The 17,824-nt window shown below is 72.6% G+C and carries 20 protein-coding genes and 1 pseudogene; 9 read left to right on the forward strand and 12 right to left on the reverse strand.

The features are described from left to right. The coding region (locus tag BU52_RS25620; protein ID WP_167343542.1) for an RNA-binding S4 domain-containing protein at positions 1 to 525 on the reverse strand (525 nt) is incomplete at its 3' end. 75 nt (positions 526 to 600) lie between these two features. On the opposite strand from BU52_RS25620, the gene BU52_RS25625 reads away from it, so the two are divergent. Together BU52_RS25625 and pip are read left to right on the forward strand one after the other, a co-directional pair. Further along, positions 601 to 1,314: a uracil-DNA glycosylase gene (locus BU52_RS25625; protein WP_037938507.1), complete on the forward strand. Its 714-nt coding sequence runs from the start codon at positions 601 to 603 to the stop codon at positions 1,312 to 1,314. 41 nt (positions 1,315 to 1,355) lie between these two features. After that, positions 1,356 to 2,327 (forward strand): prolyl aminopeptidase, encoded by a 972-nt coding sequence (gene pip, locus BU52_RS25630; protein ID WP_037938699.1) that lies wholly within the window; start codon positions 1,356 to 1,358, stop codon positions 2,325 to 2,327. A 14-nt stretch (positions 2,328 to 2,341) separates the two neighbouring features. Here the strand turns inward: pip and BU52_RS25635 are convergent, their stop codons facing one another. From BU52_RS25635 to BU52_RS25645, 3 genes are all read right to left on the reverse strand, one after another. Next, positions 2,342 to 2,806: a GNAT family N-acetyltransferase gene (locus BU52_RS25635; protein WP_037938510.1), complete on the reverse strand. Its 465-nt coding sequence runs from the start codon at positions 2,804 to 2,806 to the stop codon at positions 2,342 to 2,344. Continuing rightward, a complete protein-coding gene (locus tag BU52_RS25640; protein ID WP_037938512.1) occupies positions 2,803 to 3,216 on the reverse strand; it encodes a RidA family protein in 414 nt (137 codons plus the stop codon). The genes BU52_RS25635 and BU52_RS25640 overlap by 4 nt, the downstream gene beginning before the upstream one ends. A gap of 90 nt (positions 3,217 to 3,306) precedes the next feature. Then, entirely contained in the window at positions 3,307 to 4,443 is a 1,137-nt protein-coding gene (locus BU52_RS25645) for a glutathione-independent formaldehyde dehydrogenase (RefSeq protein ID WP_037938513.1), read from the reverse strand. Positions 4,444 to 4,651: 208 nt separating this feature from the next. Between BU52_RS25645 and BU52_RS25650 the strand changes: the two genes are divergently transcribed. After that, positions 4,652 to 4,843: a hypothetical protein gene (locus BU52_RS25650; RefSeq protein WP_037938516.1), complete on the forward strand. Its 192-nt coding sequence runs from the start codon at positions 4,652 to 4,654 to the stop codon at positions 4,841 to 4,843. A gap of 16 nt (positions 4,844 to 4,859) precedes the next feature. On the opposite strand, the gene glpK is transcribed toward BU52_RS25650, so the two are convergent. Continuing rightward, complete coding sequence (glpK, locus tag BU52_RS25655) at positions 4,860 to 6,377, reverse strand: glycerol kinase GlpK (protein ID WP_037938519.1); 1,518 nt, start codon at positions 6,375 to 6,377, stop codon at positions 4,860 to 4,862. A gap of 32 nt (positions 6,378 to 6,409) precedes the next feature. Beyond that, positions 6,410 to 7,242, reverse strand: a pseudogene (locus BU52_RS25660) (MIP/aquaporin family protein). 365 nt (positions 7,243 to 7,607) lie between these two features. Between BU52_RS25660 and BU52_RS25665 the strand changes: the two are divergent. Then, the gene (locus BU52_RS25665) at positions 7,608 to 9,467 is read left to right on the forward strand and encodes an FUSC family protein (protein ID WP_078903444.1); all 1,860 of its coding nucleotides are present in this window, start codon (positions 7,608 to 7,610) and stop codon (positions 9,465 to 9,467) included. 10 nt (positions 9,468 to 9,477) lie between these two features. On the opposite strand, the gene BU52_RS25670 is transcribed toward BU52_RS25665, so the two are convergent. After that, complete coding sequence (locus BU52_RS25670) at positions 9,478 to 10,431, reverse strand: endonuclease/exonuclease/phosphatase family protein (RefSeq protein ID WP_037938526.1); 954 nt, start codon at positions 10,429 to 10,431, stop codon at positions 9,478 to 9,480. Positions 10,432 to 10,443: 12 nt separating this feature from the next. Further along, positions 10,444 to 10,608, reverse strand: coding sequence for a hypothetical protein (locus tag BU52_RS35355; protein ID WP_157847913.1), 165 nt, complete (start codon positions 10,606 to 10,608; stop codon positions 10,444 to 10,446). Positions 10,609 to 11,006: 398 nt separating this feature from the next. Between BU52_RS35355 and BU52_RS34095 the strand changes: the two genes are divergently transcribed. Beyond that, on the forward strand, positions 11,007 to 11,189 hold the full coding sequence (locus BU52_RS34095) for a hypothetical protein (RefSeq protein WP_078903445.1): 183 nt from the start codon (positions 11,007 to 11,009) through the stop codon (positions 11,187 to 11,189). Positions 11,190 to 11,216: 27 nt separating this feature from the next. On the opposite strand, the gene BU52_RS25680 is transcribed toward BU52_RS34095, so the two are convergent. Together BU52_RS25680 and BU52_RS32880 are read right to left on the reverse strand one after the other, a co-directional pair. Further along, positions 11,217 to 11,657, reverse strand: coding sequence for a hypothetical protein (locus BU52_RS25680; protein ID WP_037938530.1), 441 nt, complete (start codon positions 11,655 to 11,657; stop codon positions 11,217 to 11,219). Further along, a complete protein-coding gene (locus BU52_RS32880) occupies positions 11,654 to 12,367 on the reverse strand; it encodes an ATP-binding protein (RefSeq protein ID WP_078903446.1) in 714 nt (237 codons plus the stop codon). The genes BU52_RS25680 and BU52_RS32880 overlap by 4 nt, the downstream gene beginning before the upstream one ends. A gap of 223 nt (positions 12,368 to 12,590) precedes the next feature. Between BU52_RS32880 and BU52_RS25690 the strand changes: the two genes are divergently transcribed. The 3 genes from BU52_RS25690 (at position 12,591) to BU52_RS25700 (ending at position 14,630) form a co-directional block, all read left to right on the forward strand. After that, positions 12,591 to 13,451, forward strand: a complete 861-nt coding sequence (locus tag BU52_RS25690) for a helix-turn-helix domain-containing protein (RefSeq protein ID WP_037938532.1) — start codon at positions 12,591 to 12,593, stop codon at positions 13,449 to 13,451. After that, positions 13,452 to 13,736: a DUF397 domain-containing protein gene (locus BU52_RS25695; protein WP_037938534.1), complete on the forward strand. Its 285-nt coding sequence runs from the start codon at positions 13,452 to 13,454 to the stop codon at positions 13,734 to 13,736. It abuts the gene before it with no gap. Positions 13,737 to 13,826: 90 nt separating this feature from the next. Beyond that, positions 13,827 to 14,630 (forward strand): SAM-dependent methyltransferase, encoded by an 804-nt coding sequence (locus tag BU52_RS25700; protein ID WP_037938536.1) that lies wholly within the window; start codon positions 13,827 to 13,829, stop codon positions 14,628 to 14,630. 57 nt (positions 14,631 to 14,687) lie between these two features. Here the strand turns inward: BU52_RS25700 and BU52_RS25705 are convergent, their stop codons facing one another. Next, positions 14,688 to 16,178, reverse strand: a complete 1,491-nt coding sequence (locus tag BU52_RS25705; RefSeq protein ID WP_037938537.1) for a glutamate synthase subunit beta — start codon at positions 16,176 to 16,178, stop codon at positions 14,688 to 14,690. Positions 16,179 to 16,320: 142 nt separating this feature from the next. Continuing rightward, entirely contained in the window at positions 16,321 to 16,803 is a 483-nt protein-coding gene (locus BU52_RS25710; protein ID WP_037938538.1) for an anthrone oxygenase family protein, read from the reverse strand. Between the two features lie 264 nt (positions 16,804 to 17,067). Here BU52_RS25710 and BU52_RS25715 point away from each other — a divergent pair, with 264 nt between their 5' ends. Beyond that, positions 17,068 to 17,700: a nucleoside/nucleotide kinase family protein gene (locus BU52_RS25715; protein WP_037938539.1), complete on the forward strand. Its 633-nt coding sequence runs from the start codon at positions 17,068 to 17,070 to the stop codon at positions 17,698 to 17,700. The last annotated feature ends 124 nt before the right edge of the window (positions 17,701 to 17,824 follow it).

Genomic DNA, 17,824 nt, shown 5'->3' on the forward strand with positions numbered 1-17,824 from the left:
CGCGGCGCCCGGGTCACCGGGCTCACCCGCCCCACCCGTCCAGCCGGGGCCGGCGAAGCTCCCGGGGCCGGCGAACCCGCCCGGTCCGCCCAGCCCGCGCAGGCGATCCATGTCGCGGCGGTCGCGCTTGGTCGGACGGCCCGCGCCGCGGTCGCGGACACCGGCCGGGGCGACGGCCTCACGCGGCGGGGGCGGCGGGGAGTTGTCGACGTAGCACTGGACCGCCACCGGGGCGCCCACCCGCTTGCGGATCAGCCGCCTGACGACGACGACCCGCTCCCGGGTCTCGGCCCGCAGTCGCACCTCGTCACCGACACGGACGGAGTGCGAGGGCTTCACCCGCTCGCCGTTCACCCGGACGTGCCCGCCCCGGCAGGCGGCGGCACCGAGGGACCGCGTCTTGACCAGGCGCACCGACCAGATCCAGCTGTCGATCCGTACGGACTCACCGGCCCCCGGCCCGGCCGCCTCGGCGGCGGCCACGGCAGCGGCGGTCCTGGGGTCCTCGGCACTCTCAGAAGCCATGGTTCCGACCTTAGTCGCCGACTGGACCGGTGGTGCGGGGATTTTCCCGCTCCCGGCGGCGCCTACCGTGGAGCCATGGACCCCAGTGGCCTTTCCCGTCTCGACCGGCGCATCGCGGGCTGCCGTGCCTGCCCCCGGCTGGTCGACTGGCGTGAGGAGGTCGCCCGTACCAAGCGCGCCGCGTTCGCGGACTGGACGTACTGGGGCAGGCCGGTGCCCGGGTTCGGCCCACCGGACGCCCGGCTGCTGATCGTCGGACTGGCACCCGCGGCGCACGGCGGGAACCGCACGGGCCGCATGTTCACCGGGGACCGCTCCGGGGACGTGCTGTACCAGGCGCTGTACGACGTCGGGCTCGCCTCGCAGCCGACGTCCGTGCACACCGGGGACGGCCTGGAGCTGTACGGCGTCCGCGTCACGTCGCCCGTGCACTGCGCCCCGCCCGCCAACAGGCCCACGCCCGGGGAACGGGACGCCTGCAGGCCCTGGCTGGTGCAGGAGCTGCACCTGCTGCGGCCGACGGTCCGGGCCGCGCTGGTCCTCGGTGCCTTCGGCTGGCAGGCCGCGCTGCCCGCGTTCGCAGCGGCGGGCTGGACCGTTCCCCGGCCCCGGCCCGCCTTCGCGCACGGCGCCCGCGTCACGCTGGACGCCGCCGACGGGCCCGGCCTCGACCTCTTCGGCTGTTTCCACGTCAGCCAGCGCAACACCTTCACCGGCCGCCTCACCCCCGGGATGCTCCGCGCGGTGCTGCGTTCCGCCGCCGACGCGGCGGGACTGGGCACGGCGTAAAGGAGATGATCGGCCCCGCCCGGGGGCGTTACGGTGCTCCGATGGCCAGATACCCGGAGATCGAACCGTACGACCACGGCATGCTCGACGTCGGGGACGGCAACCGCGTCCACTGGGAGACCAGCGGGAACCCGCACGGCAAGCCCGCGCTGGTGCTGCACGGTGGTCCGGGCTCGGGGACGGGCCCGAACCTCCGGCGCTACTTCGACCCGGCCGCCTACCGGATCGTCATGCTCGACCAGCGCGGCGCCGGGCGGTCGCTGCCGCCCGCGAGCGACCCCGCCACCGACATGAGCGTCAACACGTCCGCGCACCTCATGGCGGACCTCGAGCGGCTGCGCGCCCACCTGGGCATCGAGCGGTGGCTGGTGTGGGGCGTGTCATGGGGGTCGGTCCTGGGACTGCGGTACGCGCAGACGCACCCGGGCGTCGTCTCCGAACTCGTCCTCACCGGGGTCGCCACCGGCTCGAACGCCGAAGTGGCGCTTCTGACCCGCGGACTGGGCAAGATCTTCCCCGAGGCCTTCGAGCGCTTCCTGGCGGAACTGCCCCCCGGCGAGCGCGACGGCAACCTGGCCGCCGCCTGCAACAGACTGCTCGAGTCACCCGACCCGGCGGTCAGGGAACGGGCCGCGCGGGCCTGGACCGACTGGGAGACGGCGATCATCCCCGCCCCGCCGGGCTCGGTCGCACGCTTCCAGGATCCCGGGTTCCGCAGGGGCTTCGCGCGTACCGTCACCCACTACTGGGGCAACGACCACTTCCTCGGCGAAGGCGAGGACGACGGCGGGGGCGTCGTCCTCCGTGACGCCCACCTCCTGCGGGGCATCCCCGGCACCCTGGTGCAGGGCAGCCTGGACCTGGGCAATCTCCTCGGCATCGTCTGGCGGCTCCACCACGCCTGGCCGGACAGCGAGCTGGTGATCATCGACGAGGCGGGCCACGACGCGGGCGCAGCCGGCGACGACGCCCTCGTCGCGGCGACGGACCGGTACGCCCGCCGCCACGACTGACGCCCGCGCCCCGCCTACGGCCGCCACACGTACCGCACGTCCGGCTCCCTCTCCTCGTTCCCGGAGCCGTCCGTCCACTCCACGGCCGTGAAGCCGTGCCGTGCGTAGAAGCGGTGCGCGGGCGTGTTGACCTGGAAGGTCCACAGGGAGAGACCCCCGGGGCTGCGCTCCTTGGCGAGGGCGACGAACCGGTCACCGACCCCGCGCCCGCGCCAGGCGGGGTCGAGGTACAGCTGCTCCAGTTCCTCGCCGTCCAGCACCAGCACACCGATGACGCCGTCGTCCGCCGTCCGGGCCACCCACGTCTCCCGCAGGGGCACCAGGACGTGCCGGAAGTACTCGCGGACCTCTTCGTCGGACCGGGGCCGGACCACGCTCGGCAGTGCGGCGGCGAAGGACCGCAGCCAGACGCCGGCCGCCGCCTCGGCGTCGGGGGGAAGGGCGCGGCACACCTTCACGGCCCCCTCGCCGGCCGTCACGCGCCGGCGGCGTCGGGCACGACCGCCGTCGCCGTGATCTCCACGAGCTGCCCGGTGTAGCCGAGGCAGGCCACACCGAGCAGCGTCGACGAGTGGGGCCCCGTACTCAGCCCGGACGCCTCCACGACGTCCCACACGGCGGACAGCACGGCCGGCTCGGAACTGACGACGTACACGTCCGTCGAGACGACGTGCTCGAGGCCGCTGCCCACCGCACGCAGTTGTTCCTGGAGATGGGCGATCACCTGCCGGGCCTGTCGCACCGGGTCGTCCCCGCCGACCAGTTGCCCGTCGGCGTCCAGGGGGACCGATCCGGCGAGGAACGCCAGCCGGGTGCCCGCCTCGACGACCGAGGCGTGGGAGTAGCGGGGCGGCGGGAACAGGGAGGGCACGGTGACGCGCTGGATCACGGGGACTCCTGGAGCGGCGGACGGTGGACGCCGTCGATCGTCCACGGGCCCGGCCGCCGCCGCATCCGAATTACTCCCGCCGGCCCGGGGCTACGGGTGCAGCACCACCTTCGTGTAGCCCTCGATCCGCTTGTCGAACTTGTCGTAGGCCGACGGTGCCTGGTCCAGGGGCAGCTCGTGGGAGACCACGAAGCTGGGCTTCGCCCTGCCGTCGATGATCATGTCGCGCAGGAACCGGTTGTAGCGCTTCACGTTGCACTGGCCGGTCCCCATCCGCAGGCCCTTCTCGAAGAGCTTGCCGACCGCCACCAGGAGCATGCCCTGCTTGGACTGCTCGTCCGGGGCACCGGGGTCGGACGGGACGTAGAGCCCGGGCACGCCGAGCATTCCGGTGGCCCGCACGGTACGGACGAGGGAGTTCAGGACGGTCGCCGGTTCCTCGCGGTCCGTGCCGCCGCCCGCCGCGGCCTGGTACCCGACGGCGTCGACGCCCTTGTCGGTGCCCATGCCCTCGGTCTGCGCGTGGATCTGCTCGACCGGGTCGCCCTCGGCGAAGTTGATGGGAACCGCGCCGATCTCCTCGGCCTTCTGCAGCCGCTCGGCGACCCGGTCCACGACGAACACCTTGCGCGCGCCGCGCAGCAGCGCCGAGTAGGCGGCCATGAGACCGACCGGGCCCGCGCCGTACACCGTCACGCTCTCGCCGGGCCGGACCTGGGCCAGTTCACAGCCGTGATAGCCCGTGGGGAAGATGTCGGCGAGCAGAATGAAGTCGTTCTCGTGCTCCTTGCCCTCCGGCAGTTTCAGGCAGTTGAAGTCGGCGTAGGGGACACGCAGGTATTCGGCCTGGCCGCCCTTCCACGGTCCCATGGCGACATAGCCGTAAGCGCCGCCGGGGAAACCGGGATTGACGGTCAGACAGTATCCGGTGAAGCCCTCGACGCAGTTGGTGCAGAACCCGCAGGCGACGTTGAAGGGCATGACCACGCGGTCGCCCTCCTTGAGCGCGGTGACGCCCGGGCCGACCTCCGCGATGATGCCCATGTTCTCGTGGCCGAAGGTGATGCCGGGCTCGGCAGCGGTACGGCCTTCGTACATGTGCAGGTCCGAGCCGCAGATCGCGGTGGAGGTGACCTTGACGATCACGTCGTTCGGATGCTGGATGCTGGGGTTGTCGACTTCCTCGACCGCGACTTCGAACGGTCCCTTGTACACGACGGCCTTCATGGCTACGACCTCCACTCGGTGGCGTACGTGTCCGGTTGTCGCGCCTCTTCTGATGATTCGCGTGACCGATATCTCATAATTCTCCGGTCTGCCCGATGGGGCAAGCCGGTAAAATTTCCAGGAATATCGTCCGGCGTCGTACGGAGAGTGTCGTACGAAAAGGAATGCCGCACGAGGAATGTTCTTCCGAGAATGGAGAGGGGCCGACATGGCAGCGCAGCGGCTGGGCACCCTGCTTGTTTCCGTGCCCGGGCTGTCCGGCACCACCTATCCGCCGGGCACGACGGTGACGGTCCGCGGCCGCGGCGCCACCGTCGACGGTTACGTGAACGGCGACTGGCTCCCGCTGACGTGGTGGGAGTTCTCCGACGGCCTGCGTGAGGACATCGCCGACCGCTGAGCGCCGCCCGGCCGCGTCAGGTGACCTTGACCCAGTCCAGGGTGCGCTCCACGGCCCGCTTCCAGTCCTGGTAGCCCTGCTGGCGCCGCTCCTCGCTCCACTGCGGTTCCCAGCGCTTCGACTCGTGCCAGTGCGTGCGCAGTTCGTCGGTGTCGCGCCAGAAGCCGGTGGCGAGTCCCGCGGCGTAGGCGGCGCCCAGCGCGGTGGTCTCGGCGACCACGGGACGGCTGACCGGCACACCCAGCACATCGGCCTGGATCTGCATGCACAGGTCGTTCGAGGTGACGCCGCCGTCGACCTTCAGCACGTCCAGGTGCACACCCGAGTCCTGCTCCATGGCCTCGACCACGTCACGGCTCTGGTAGCAGATCGCCTCCAGGGTCGCCCGCGCGATGTGCCCGCCGGTGTTGTACCGGGCCAGCCCCACCATGGCGCCGCGCGCGTCGGAGCGCCAGTAGGGGGCGAACAGGCCGGAGAACGCCGGGACGAAGTACATCCCGCCGTTGTCCTCCACCGAACGCGCCAGCTGCTCGCTGTCCGGGGCGCTCCCGATGATCTTAAGCTGGTCGCGCAGCCACTGCACGGCCGCGCCCGTGACGGCGATGGATCCCTCCAGCGCGTAGACCGCGGGGCTGCCCGCGAACTGGTACGCCACCGTCGTCAGCAGACCGTGCTGCGAACGCACCAGCTCCGTACCGGTGTTGAGCACGAGGAAGTTGCCGGTGCCGTAGGTGTTCTTGGCCTCGCCGGGGGAGAAGCAGACCTGGCCGACGGTCGCCGCGTGCTGGTCGCCGAGCACACCGGTGATCGGAACGGCGGCGCCCAGCGGCCGGGAGGTGCGGGCCTCGCCGAACGCCTCGGGATCGGACGAGGGGTGGATGGCCGGCAGCATGGACCGCGGGATGCCGAAGATCGCCAGCAGCTCGTCGTCCCAGTCCAGCGTCTCCAGGTTCATCAGCATGGTGCGGCTGGCGTTGGTCACGTCCGTGGCGTGCACCCCGCCGTTGGGCCCGCCGGTGAGGTTCCACAGCACCCAGGCGTCCGTGTTGCCGAACAGGGCGTGGCCCGCCTCGGCGGCCTCGCGCAGCCCGTCGACGTTCTCCAGCAGCCACTTGATCTTTCCGCCGGAGAAGTAGGTGGCCGGCGGCAGACCGGCCTTGTGCCGGATGACGTCGCCGTGGCCGTCCCGTTCGAGGGCGGCGGCGATGCTGTCGGTGCGGGTGTCCTGCCAGACGATGGCGTTGTAGTACGGACGTCCGGTGCGCGGGTCCCAGACCACCGTCGTCTCGCGCTGGTTGGTGATGCCGACGGCCTTCAGGTCGGCGGCCGTGAGACCGCCGTCCCGCAGGCCGTTCTGGATCACCGTGTTGGTGCGCTCCCAGATCTCGACCGGGTCGTGCTCGACCCAGCCGGACCGCGGCAGGATCTGCTGGTGCTCGAGCTGGTGCTTCGCCACCTCGTTCCCGTCGTGGTCGAAGATCATGAAGCGGGTGCTGGTGGTCCCCTGGTCCACCGCGCCGACGAATTCGGGCATCGCTGCCACCTCTCATGGTGTGACGACAGGGACTAGGGTTCCTCGGTGGCCGGGCCTTCTTCCTGCGCCCCCGCCCTGGCTTTGATCACCGGCTTGATGATCAGGTCGTACACGAGGACTCCGACGACCCCGCCGATCAGCGGGCCCACGATGGGGATCCACCAGTAGCCGCTGAACCACCCGAATGTGCCGGGAAGGGCGATGTCGCCCCAGCCCTCGAAGTAGGTGAGAAGTCGCGGTCCGAAATCTCGTGCGGGATTGATCGCGTATCCGGCATTGGTGCCGAACGTCAATCCGATCGCGACGACCACCAGGCCGATGAGGAACGGGTGGAGATTCGACAGCGGAGCCGTGTTCCGCATGTCGATCAGGGCGCAGATGAGCAGAAGGAGAATCCCTGTTCCCACGATCTGGTCGAGCAAGGGGCCCCACCAGGAATCACCGAAGTATTCGGCGGGAAACGTGGCGAAGATGGAGTAGGTGCCCAGCGATTCGTCCCGGGGGAGTCCCGCCTTCGTGTCGGCCGCGTCGATCGCCCACCGGTAGCAGGCGTAGATGAGCGCCGCGGCGACGAAGGCGCCCAGGACCTGGGCCAGCCAGTACGGGAGCACCTTGCGCCAGGGGAAGTCCTTGCGCACGGCGAAGGCGAGCGTCACCGCGGGATTGAGGTGAGCACCGCTGATGCTCCGGCCACATAGACGCCGAAGACGACGGCGAGGCCCCAGCCCCACGAGATGATGAGCCAGTTCGCCGGCCCGAATTCCACCGCCTGTCGCCCCGATCCCGGTAGGCCGACGACGGCGACCGCCACCGACCCGATGCCCAGCAGAAGCAGGACAAAGGTCCCCAGGAATTCGGCGAGCATGTCACCGCCGACACCTTCTCGATAACCACGTCGACGTGTAGTGCGTTCAGCCGTGATGCGTTCAGCCATCGGCTCTCCTCGGCAGGAATGGCGTGGGCCTTTCCTCCCCCTACCGGCAGCGTATGCGTATCGCGGTGATCGGGCGCGCGGGGCGTCGTCTTTCCGTCCGATGGAGCAATGCGCGACCCTCCCGGGTGGCCACCCGGCCCCTGTCGTGCCCCCGCGCGCGGGGGCTCATTTCACGTGCCGGAAACACGGCCGTTCACCTGCCTCCCCCGGCACCGCTTACCGTGGAGACCCCACCCTCGGCCCGGTCGGCGTCGTCCGCGAGCTCGACTGCGATCCCGTGCGACGACTGGAGCCCCGTGAGCCGTTCCGCCCCCGCCGTTCCCCCGTGGCTCGCCCATGCCCTGCGGACCCAGGGAGGGCCGGTCGCCCGGAGTGCGGTCGTGCGGGGCGCGCTGGGAGGCGGGCCCCTGCTGCTCGCCGCGGTTCTCGCCGGGCGTCCCACCCTGGGGGTCGTCGCCGCGATCGGGGCCATGTTCGCCGGGATCAACGACCGGCCCGGCAGCCGGCGGGCCTCGGTGGGGCGGATCGGGGGGCCCGCCCTCGCGGGGGCGGCCGGACTGGCCGTCGGAACGTACGCCGGCGACCGTCTGCCGGCCGTACTGCTCACGGTGCTGCTGACCGCGCTCGGGCTGGTGGCCGGCGCGGTCAGCGCACCGGGGCCCGTGGGATCCGCCGTCGGCACGCAGTTGCTCGTCGGCGCGGCGGTCGGGGCCGGAATGCCGCTGCCCGAGCCGGGATGGCAGCGGGCGCTCGCCCTCCTCGCCGGCGCCGGGTGGCTGCTGGGGCTTCGGCTGGCGCTGCCTGGCTCACTGGCCGGCACCCTTCGGCTGGACTTCCGGTTCGACGGTGAGCGGGGCGCCGTCGCCGGGGTGTACGACGCCGTCGCCGCGCTGCTCGACGCCACCGGGACGGAGGCCGCCACCGCACGCAGGGCCGCGCTCACCGCCGCCCTCGACCATGCACAGGACGCGCTCGCCGGGCCCCGGCTGCGCCGCTGCGCCTCCTCCGCGGCCGAACGCCGGCTCCACGCCCGGTACGCGGCCGCCCTGCCGCTCGCGGAGGCCGCGACCGCGCTGGCCTGGGCGGGGGAGGCGGTACCGGCCCGCGCGTCCGAAGGGCCCCGGCGCCTCGCCGCCGCCGTACGCGGCGGCACCCCGACCGGGCCGCTGCCGGCCCCTTCCCGCACGGCGCCCGCCCTGCGCGCTCTCGACGACGCCCTGCTGCGCGCCGCCGAGGCCTTCGACGGGGGCGGGGGCGGCGACCTGCACAGCCGGAAGCGGCCCCGGGCCGGCCGCCTGCGGACCGTCCTCGGCGCCCGGGGCCGGGAGTACGGGATGCGGGTCGCCCTCTGCTTCGGGGTGAGCGTCGCCGTCGCCCAGGCCCTGCACCACGCCCGCTGGTACGGACAGCACACCCACTGGTACTGGCTGCCCGCCACCGCCGTCTTCCTCGTCAAGCCCGACCTCGGGCCGCTCGCCTCCCGGGTACTGTCCCGGGCCGCCGGAACCGTGCTCGGGGCGCTCCTGTTCGCCGGGTTCGCCGCGGTGCTGCCCCGGCCGGAGGGGCTCGTCGCCCTGGTCGTGGCCGGCGGGGCGCTGATCCCCTTCGCCGCACGGCACTTCGCCGCGCAGACCGCCGTCGTCACGGTGCTGGTGCTCGCCCTGGTGATGGCGGGCGGCGAACCGCAGGCCTCCGTCGGCCGGATCGGCGAGACCCTGCTGGCCTGCGCCATCGTGCTGGTCGTCGGCCATCTCCCGATGCCGGGACAGCGCGGCGACGCCATCCGCGCCCTGCTCGCGGAAGCGGGCGGCGCCGCCCGGGCCTACCTCGACCACGTCCTCGGCGGGTCCGAGGACCGCGCGGCCCGCTGGGCCCTGCGCCGCGAGGCGTACCGCACCCTCGCGGAAGCCCGTACGGCCATCGCCCTGGCCTCCGCCGAGCTGCCCGCGCTCGCCCGGCACGCCGACGGCACCGACGAGATCGCCGCGACCCTCGAACTGCTCGTCGACACCACCACCGCCTGCGCCGTCCACCTCGACGACACCGGCCGGCTCGACCCCCGGCAGATGGCGCGGCTCGCCGAACTCAGGGACGAACTCGCCCGGGGCCACGACCGGGTGGGCCTGAAGGCGCCCGAGTTGCGGGTCGCCGGGTGAAGCGCCCAGCTCAGGCCACCCGCACCCACACCGGCGCGTGGTCCGAGCCCGCCGCGCCGCGCCGCTGCCCGGGGTCCGGCCCGACCGACGGCAGCCTCGGCGGGCCCTCGTCCGGCAGCCCGGCGCCCGCCACCGTCACCCGGCGCACCAGACGGTGACTGAGCAGCACGTGGTCGATCAGCTCCCGGCGGCCGGAGTTCACCCGTGAATAGCGCTGGGCGGCGGGGATGAGCGGGGCCACGTCCCACAGCCGCGCCGCGTCGCCGTCGTCCGGACGGTCGTAGCCGGGCGTGCCGATCTCCGAACCGGGCGGGCCGAGCAGCAGCTGGGTGGTCGCCGCCTGCACCTCGTCGTTGAGGTCGCCGAGCACCGCCACGTCCCGGTCCCGTCCGTCACCGTCGAGCAGGTCGTCCGCCAGGGAGCGCAGAGCCGTCGCCTCCGCCGTCCGCCGGTAGAGGGCGTAGGCGCCGTAGCGGGCCCGTTCGCCCTCGTCCCGCGGGTGGAAACGGTGGCCCGGGTACGACAGCAGCTTCGACTTCAGGTGACAGACCGCCACCCGCAGCGGCGACCCGTCCGGGCCGGCCGCCTCCACCGCCAGGAAGCCGCGGCCGGCCTCACCGGCCGTCAGCCCCGCGTCGTCCGCCTGCACCGGGCGCAGCTCCGCCGGGAACGCCGTGGTGTCGGCGACCACCGTCAGCTCCGTACGGCTGAGGAAGCCGACCCGTATGCCCCGGCCGTCCGCGTGCTCGGACAGGGCGATCCGCCAGTCGTCGTCGAGCATCCCGGCCAGATCCTCCAGCGCGCCGGGGTCGCCGACCTCCTGCACGCCGAGCAGCCTGGGATCGAGCTCCGTGACGACGGCGGCGAGCGCCGCCAGTTTCGACTCGTACGCGGCCTCGTCCCCGGGCCCGAACGGGCCGCCAGGCCGGTAGAGGTTCTCGAGATTCCAGGTGCCGAGGAGCATTCCGGGCCCCTTTCAGCCGTGGGCGGGCTCGTGGTGGGGCCGGGTGTGCGCCCGGCCCGCCCCGCGACGGAGCCGCGACGGGATGTCGCGGTTCGGCTCACTCCGGGTCAGGACCGCGTCGTACGTCGTCGTGATGACGCCTGCTGCCGTGGAGAGTCCCGCCGGGCTCATCATCACCGGATGCACCGTCCTCCCGCACGACGATCAAGAGCGGATCGGATGCGCGGAGGATGCGGCCGTCGTCGTGCGTGACGGGACCTGCTGACGATCGACGTGCCCGAGGTGCTGCGGGAACTCCGGGAGCAACCGCCGGCCCTGTCGGCATGAACGTGTCAGACACCACCGGGGCGCGCGCGACGGCTCCCGTGCCGCCTGCGAAAACTGAGCCCGCCCGCCGCCACGGCAGGTACGGCGGGCGACACGGACGGTGACGGATTGCTCCGGAAAGCCGAGAGCCCGCTCACACTTGGCGGTGAACAGGTGTCAACTACGTCTCAGTACCATCACTGGGCGAGGCGTTCGCCCCATGGTTGGCGTTTAACTCTACGAGTACAGCGCAACATGGAGGTGGCAGGGTGAACGGGCGAACAGTGCTCGAACGCTTTCCCGCAGGTGGACCGCGTGGCTCGTGGCCGGCGGAGGAGTTCGCGCACGCGCGGCGCCTGGAGGGACTGCCCGCCGAGGTTGTCATGGACCTCGCTACCGACATGTTCCTGGTGATCGTCCGCGGCGACGGCGGCGGTGACGCGACGGCGTGAGCGGACGCGGGGGACGTCCGGGCGCTGCTACGCGCTGACCGGGCTGGACCAGGCCGGAGCCGTGTCCGTCAGCCGGCACAGGGTCAGATAGAGGGGTATCGGCGGCGTGTAGGGGAGCGTGCCGTCGGGGCGGTGGATCAGGCCGGGCAGCTCGGCCGGCCCGGCGTCGGGGAGGACCGCGCCGGCGGCGTAGTGCGCGGGCGCGGGCCACTCCAGCGCGTAGTCGGAGTCGGACGGAACGAGCCACCACCAGTGCGCCCGGTCCGCGTAGACGCAGCCCACCCGGGGCAGCCGGGGCAGCACCAGCGGGCCGAAGCGGGCGGGTACCGCCACCGCGTCGCAGCCCATGGGCGCCGTCATGCCGTCGGGTACCGGGAGCCGCCGGAGGGCGGCCGGGGCGTTCCGTCCGCGCCGGAGGCGGACCAGCGAGTCGAGGCTCAGTACGCGGGCACCGGCGGCTCCTGTCACACCAGGCCCCCGTCCTGGGGGACGCGCCGGCGCGGGGGCGGGTCCGCGGTCGCCGCCGGGTGTGCGTTCCGGGCCGGCGCCGGCGTCGCCGTGACCCGGTGCGCCTGGGTGGCCTTGTCGCCCTCGCCGTCACCGTCGTCCGGGTCGCCTCCCGGAACGGGCTTCGGGCGGGCGCCCCACCCCAGGTCGTCGCGGGGCTGGGCGGGGGCGGACGGGGTGACCGCCCCGCGGGGGAGATCGGCCCAGACGAGCAGTCCGGGGCCGTGTTCGTGGGCGCCCCACGCATGACACAGGGCGTCGACGAGGAGCAGTCCCCTCCCGTGCTCCTCCTCCGGCTGCTGCCGGGTGTTCGCCCGCGGCCGGCCGGGCGCGCAGCCCTCGTCCCGCACGGCTATGCGCACCAGGTCCTCACCGTCGTGCAGTTCGCAGACGACGCGGCCGCTCGCGGTGTGCACGATGGCGTTGGTGACCAGCTCGGAGACGACCAGTTCCGCGGTGTCGCAGACGTCCTCGCACACGGACCAGCCGGTCAGCCGTGCCCTCGTCAGGCGTCTGGCCTGAGCCGGGGAACCCGGATGAGCGGCCAGTTCGAAACGGAACCGGCGCTCGGCGAGGGTTCCCGACGGGACGGGTGCCGAGGTGGCGCCGAGGCCGATGGAACCTGCGGCGGCGTCTGTTCCTAAGGGCGCGGACGGAATCACGCTTGCCACTATCGCCCCGCCGTGAACACTTGGCAAGTGTCACTCTGAAAAATGCAGAGTGCTGTATGACGGTCTGGAACGCCGTGGCACACTGCTCGCAACAGCACCTCGCGCGGCGCCAGTTGGGATCGCCGGAGATTCATTCGAACGAGAGTTCGCATTCCATGGATCTTCGAAAGGATCTTCGAATGGCGCCGCCGGGCTGTCAGGATTTGTTCGAGGGAGGTGGAGTGTGAGTGAACCCCGGTCCGCGCCGACGGTGGGCCAGGTCGTCCTCGGCCGGCGCCTGCTGGACCTGCGGGAACGCGCGGGACTGAAGCGCGAGGAGGCCGCCCGCATCCTCCGGGTCGCCCCCGCCACCGTGCGCCGCATGGAGATGGCCGAGGTCGCGCTCAAGATTCCCTACCTCCAGCTCCTGCTGAAGGCGTACGGAGTCTCCGACGACGAGGCCGACGCCTTCGTGCAACTGGCGGAGGACGCCAACCGCCCCGGATGGTGGCAGCGCTTCCACGACATCCTGCCCGGCTGGTTCTCGATGTACGTCAGCCTGGAGGGCGCGGCCTCCCTCATCCGCAGTTACGAACCCCATTTCGTCCCCGGAGTGCTCCAGACCGAGGACTACGCGCGTGGCGTGCTGCGCTCAGGTGCCATTGGGCAGACCCGGCCCGAGGACATCGAGCGCCACGTCGACCTGCGCATGCAACGGCAGGAACTGCTCACTCGTAAGGACGCGCCCCGGCTGTGGGTCGTGATGGACGAGACCGTGCTCCGCCGCCGGGTCGGCGGCCCGGAGGTGATGCGTGCCCAGATCGACAAGTTGCTCGAGGCTACGAAGCTGCCCCATGTGACGCTGCAGGTCGCGACCTTCGCCGGGGGGCCGCACCCCGGCACGTACGGGCCGTTCGTGCTGTTCCGATTCGCCATGCCCGAACTGCCGGACATGGTCTACAGCGAGTACCTGACCGGCGCCGTCTACCTCGACGCGCGCACCGAGGTGGCGACCCACCTCGAGGTCATGGACCGCATGGCGGCGCAGGCCGCTACGGCACATCGCACGAAGGAGATCCTCCGGGATCTCCGCAAGGAGCTGTGAATGGAACTCATCAAACGCCCGAAGTCGCTGCCCCGCCCGCAGGCGCACGCCGGAAGGATCTACAACGGCATGCCCGCGCGGGACCTGGGCAGCGAGGGCTGGCACAAGCCGTGGAGCGGCGGCAACGGAGGGAACTGCCTGGAGGCCATGAAGCTCGACGACGGCCGGATCGCCGTACGCCAGTCCACCGATCCGGACGGCCCCGCGCTCATCTACACCTCTGCCGAGATGACGGCCTTCATCGAGGGAGCGAAGGCGGGAGAGGCGGATTTCCTGCTGTCCTGAGACCTGTTGCCCGCTCTACCTTTGCGTTCCACCTTCTGATTGTGGCGCTGACTTGACTACTAACAGTTGCGAAGAATCACGGAGTCCGTCATGACCGGGCAGCACCCCGCGGAGATCGACACGAGCAGGCCGCACCCCGCTCGGATGTACGACTGGTACCTCGGCGGCAAGGACAACTACCCGGTCGACGAGGCCATGGGCCGGCAGATGCTGGCCCTGGACCCGCGGGTGCCGGTGATGGCACGGGTGAACCGCGCCTTCATGCAGCGGGCCACGCGGTGGCTGGCCGGGCACGGCGTACGCCAGTTCCTCGACATCGGCACCGGCATCCCCACCGAGCCCAACCTGCACCAGGTGGCCCAGGGGATCGTGCCGGACGCCCGCGTCGTGTACTGCGACAACGACCCCATCGTGCTGGCCCACGCGGCGGCGCTGCTGCGGGGCACGGACGAGGGGGTGACCGAGTACCTCCAGGCCGACGTGCGGGAACCGGACGCCATCCTGGAGGGCGCGCGGAAGATCCTCGACTTCGACGAGCCGATCGCGCTCTCGCTCATCGCGCTGCTGCACTTCGTCCCCGACGAGGACGGCGCGCACGAACTGGTCGGGCGGCTGCTGGCGGCCCTCCCCTCCGGCAGTCACCTGGTCGTCACCCACGCGACGGCCGACTTCACCCCCGAGGAGTCGAGGGCGGCGACCGAGAAGCTCAGGGCCGCGGGCGTCACCCTGGCCCTGCGCTCCCGGGAGGAGTTCACCCGCTTCTTCGACGGCCTGGACCTCGTCGACCCGGGCGTCCGGGTCCCGCACGAGTGGCACCCCGAACTGGGCGACCCGGTGACGGGCCAGGACGACGGTGTGATCCCGGGCTACGGAGCGGTGGCCCGCAAACCGTAACCGCCGCCGCTGGCGGACGCGGACGGCGTGACACCCCCCGGCTCCCGGCCGGGGGCGTCACGCCGTCATCGGACGGTCGTACGGACCGATCGGCGCCGGCAGGCGGCTCGGCGCGTCGATCAGGAAACGGTCGACCGCCGCCGCCACCGCCCGCCCCTCGGCGATCGCCCACACGATCAACGACTGGCCCCGGGCGGCGTCCCCCGCCGCGAACACACCCGGCACGTTCGTCGCGAAGTCCGGTCCCCGCGCGATCGTCCCCCGAGGCTCCATCGCGAGCCCCAGCCGGGCGACGAGCCCGTCCCCGGGATCCGGTCCGGAGAACCCGAGCGCGAGCAGGACGAGATCGGCGGGCAGCGTCCGCTCCGTGCCCTGCACCGGCCGGCGCGCGGAGTCCACCTCGACCAGACACAGCGCACGCACGCGTCCCTCCCCGTCCCCCGTGAAGCGCAGCGTCGATGCCGCGAACAGCCGCGCATCCGCTTCCGCCACCGGCGCCGTCCGCAGATCACGCGCCTCCTCGTGCGCGGCGGACAGCCGGTACAGCCTCGGATACGTCGGCCACGGCTCGGCGTCCTCGTCCCGCTCGGTACCCGGCCGGCGGTAGATGTCGAGCTGGGTGACCGACGCGGCTCCCTCACGCACGGCCGTCCCCAGACAGTCCGCACCCGTGTCGCCGCCGCCCACGATGACGACGCGCCGGCCCGCGGCGGACAGCGGCGACGAATCGAGGTCCCCCTCGCACACCCGGTTGGCCAGCGGCAGGTACTCCATCGCCTGGTGGACACCGCACAGTTCCCGTCCGGGCACCGGCAGCTCGCGCCACGCGGTCGCCCCCGTGGCGATCACCACGGCGTCGTAACGGGTCCGCAGCTCCGCCGCGTCCACGTCCCGCCCGACCGTCGTGGACGTACGGAACCGCGTCCCCTCCGCCCGCATCTGCTCCACCCGCCGTTCCAGATGACGCTTCTCCATCTTGAACTCGGGGATGCCGTACCGCATCAGCCCGCCGATCCGGTCGTCCCGCTCGTACACGGCGACCGTGTGACCGGCCCGGGTGAGCTGCTGGGCCGCGGCCAGTCCGGTGGGGCCGGAGCCGACGACCGCGACCGTCCGGCCGGAGAGCCGGTCCGGCGGCACCGGGGGAGCGAAACCCTCTTCCCAGGCCCGGTCGGCGATCGCGCACTCGACGTTCTTGATGGTGACCGCCGGCTGGTTGATGGCGAGTACACAGCCGGCCTCGCAGGGCGCCGGACACAGCCGGCCGGTGAACTCGGGGAAGTTGTTGGTGGCGTGCAGCCGCTCCGCCGCCGCCCGCCAGTCCTCCCGGGACACCAGGTCGTTCCACTCGGGGATGAGATTGCCCAGCGGACAGGCCTCGTGGCAGAAGGGCACGCCGCAGTCCATGCAGCGGCCGGCCTGTGCGCCGACGATGGGCAGCAGCGCCCCGGGGACGTACACCTCGTTCCAGTCGCGGACGCGTTCCGCCACCGGCCTGCGCGGCCATTCCTCGCGGGGCGTGGTCAGGAAACCCTTGGGATCGGCCATGGCCGTCTTCCTTGCGTGCGCGATGACAGGCCGTGCGTCGTCGGGCGGCGCTCTCGCGGCCACGATACGTCCGCCCACCCACGCCCGCAGAGTGCCGCGACAGCGCTTTCCCGGACACGGGCGGGGGACGGCGGCGGGCCCGTCAGCCCGCGAGAGCCAGGACGTACGCCAGCGCCGCCCCGGCCGAGGCCAGCGTGCGGACGTGATTCCACAGCGTCCACCCGCGCACGTAGGCCGGCCAGTACGCGGCCGCCTCGGGGCTCCCCGGTTCCAGCCGGGCCAGCGTTTCGTTGCGCGGTACGTTCGCCAGTACGGTCGGGCCGAACGAGCCCAGCAGGAACAGGACGCCGCCCACCAGCAGCTCGGCCGCCCCCTCGTCCGGCCACAGCACGAACGTCACCACCGTGAGTACGGCGCAGAGCACCGCCGAGCCGAGGAACACCAGCATGAAGGCGGGCCGCACCGCCGCCTCGTTGACCGCCCGCATCGCCGCCACGCCCCGCGCGGGCGGCAGCGCCGCGAGCCCTCTCATCACGAAGGTCGAGAAGGCGCAGAAGACCCCGGCGACCAGCCCGGTCCCGAGCACGCCCAGCACCGTCAGCACGTAGTACGGTCCGTCGATCACGTCGTCACCTCCGCTCGCCGGGATCCCTCCCGGCCACCACCGTCACCCCGAGTGAACACGCACCCGGGCGCCCCCGGCCATGGCCGAGGGGAGCGGACGCATGCGCGAGCGTCCAGGGCCGGGCGGCTGAACCGCCGGCCGTCACCCGGCGGAAACCGGCTCCTCCGCCGACCACCCCCGCAGCACCGTCCACGGCCGCGGCGGTCCGCCTCCGCGCCCGGCACACCCGCCCGCTGCCCGGACGGGCTGACGCATGATGGGCGTGTGCGACTCGAAGCGATCACCTGGGACCGGCTCGGCGACCTCCTCGCCGAGCGCCTGCTGGAACTGAAGACCGCCGACGGCGGCCCCCGGCCCCGGGTGGCCCTCGACGGCGCTCCGGCCGCCCGGCCCGGAGACCTCGCCGAACGGGTCGCCCGGGCACTGCGGATACGCGGCCGGCCCTCCCTGGTCGTGGGCACCGACGGCTTCCTGCGCCCGGCCTCGGTCCGCCTCGAGTACGGCCATCAGGACGTGGAGTCCTACTACGACGGGTGGTACGACACCGGCGCCTTGTGGCGCGAGGTGTTCGGTCCCCTGGAACCCGGCGGGAACGGCCTGGTCCTGCCCGACCTGTGGGACCCGGTCACGGACCGCGCCACCCGCAGTCCCTACGCCGAGCTCCCGCCCGGTGGCGTGCTGCTGCTCCACGGTCCCCTTCTTCTGCGTCACTGGTTCCCCTTCGACCTGAGCGTCCACCTCCTCCTCTCCCCGGGTGCCCTGCGCCGCCGTACCCCCGAGGCCGAGCACTGGACCCTCCCCGCCTTCGCACGCTACGAGCGGGAGACCGACCCGGCCGGCACCGCCGACGTACTCGTACGGGCCGACGATCCCCGCCACCCCGCCTGGCGCGGCTGACCCCGACGGGCCCCGTCGGGCCGTGTCCGGCCGCCCTCCCGGCGTGAGCGGCCCCTCCGGGTGCCGTCCGGGCACGGCCCGACGAGAATGAGACGCGTCGGGACTCGCGGTGCGCCCCGCACCG

Origin of the sequence: Streptomyces toyocaensis (assembly GCF_000725125.1) — a bacterium.
In the GTDB taxonomy this organism is placed as follows: domain Bacteria; phylum Actinomycetota; class Actinomycetes; order Streptomycetales; family Streptomycetaceae; genus Streptomyces; species Streptomyces toyocaensis.

What these genes read in the sequence shown, in the direction of transcription:
- BU52_RS25625 (WP_037938507.1), top strand. Translation starts at nt 601, where the DNA reads ATGGACCCCAGTGGCCTTTCCCGTCTCGACCGGCGCATCGCGGGCTGC.
- pip (WP_037938699.1), top strand. Translation starts at nt 1,356, where the DNA reads ATGGCCAGATACCCGGAGATCGAACCGTACGACCACGGCATGCTCGAC.
- BU52_RS25645 (WP_037938513.1), bottom strand. Translation starts at nt 4,443, where the DNA reads ATGAAGGCCGTCGTGTACAAGGGACCGTTCGAAGTCGCGGTCGAGGAA.
- BU52_RS25650 (WP_037938516.1), top strand. Translation starts at nt 4,652, where the DNA reads ATGGCAGCGCAGCGGCTGGGCACCCTGCTTGTTTCCGTGCCCGGGCTG.
- glpK (WP_037938519.1), bottom strand. Translation starts at nt 6,377, where the DNA reads ATGCCCGAATTCGTCGGCGCGGTGGACCAGGGGACCACCAGCACCCGC.
- BU52_RS25670 (WP_037938526.1), bottom strand. Translation starts at nt 10,431, where the DNA reads ATGCTCCTCGGCACCTGGAATCTCGAGAACCTCTACCGGCCTGGCGGC.
- BU52_RS25695 (WP_037938534.1), top strand. Translation starts at nt 13,452, where the DNA reads ATGGAACTCATCAAACGCCCGAAGTCGCTGCCCCGCCCGCAGGCGCAC.
- BU52_RS25700 (WP_037938536.1), top strand. Translation starts at nt 13,827, where the DNA reads ATGACCGGGCAGCACCCCGCGGAGATCGACACGAGCAGGCCGCACCCC.
- BU52_RS25705 (WP_037938537.1), bottom strand. Translation starts at nt 16,178, where the DNA reads ATGGCCGATCCCAAGGGTTTCCTGACCACGCCCCGCGAGGAATGGCCG.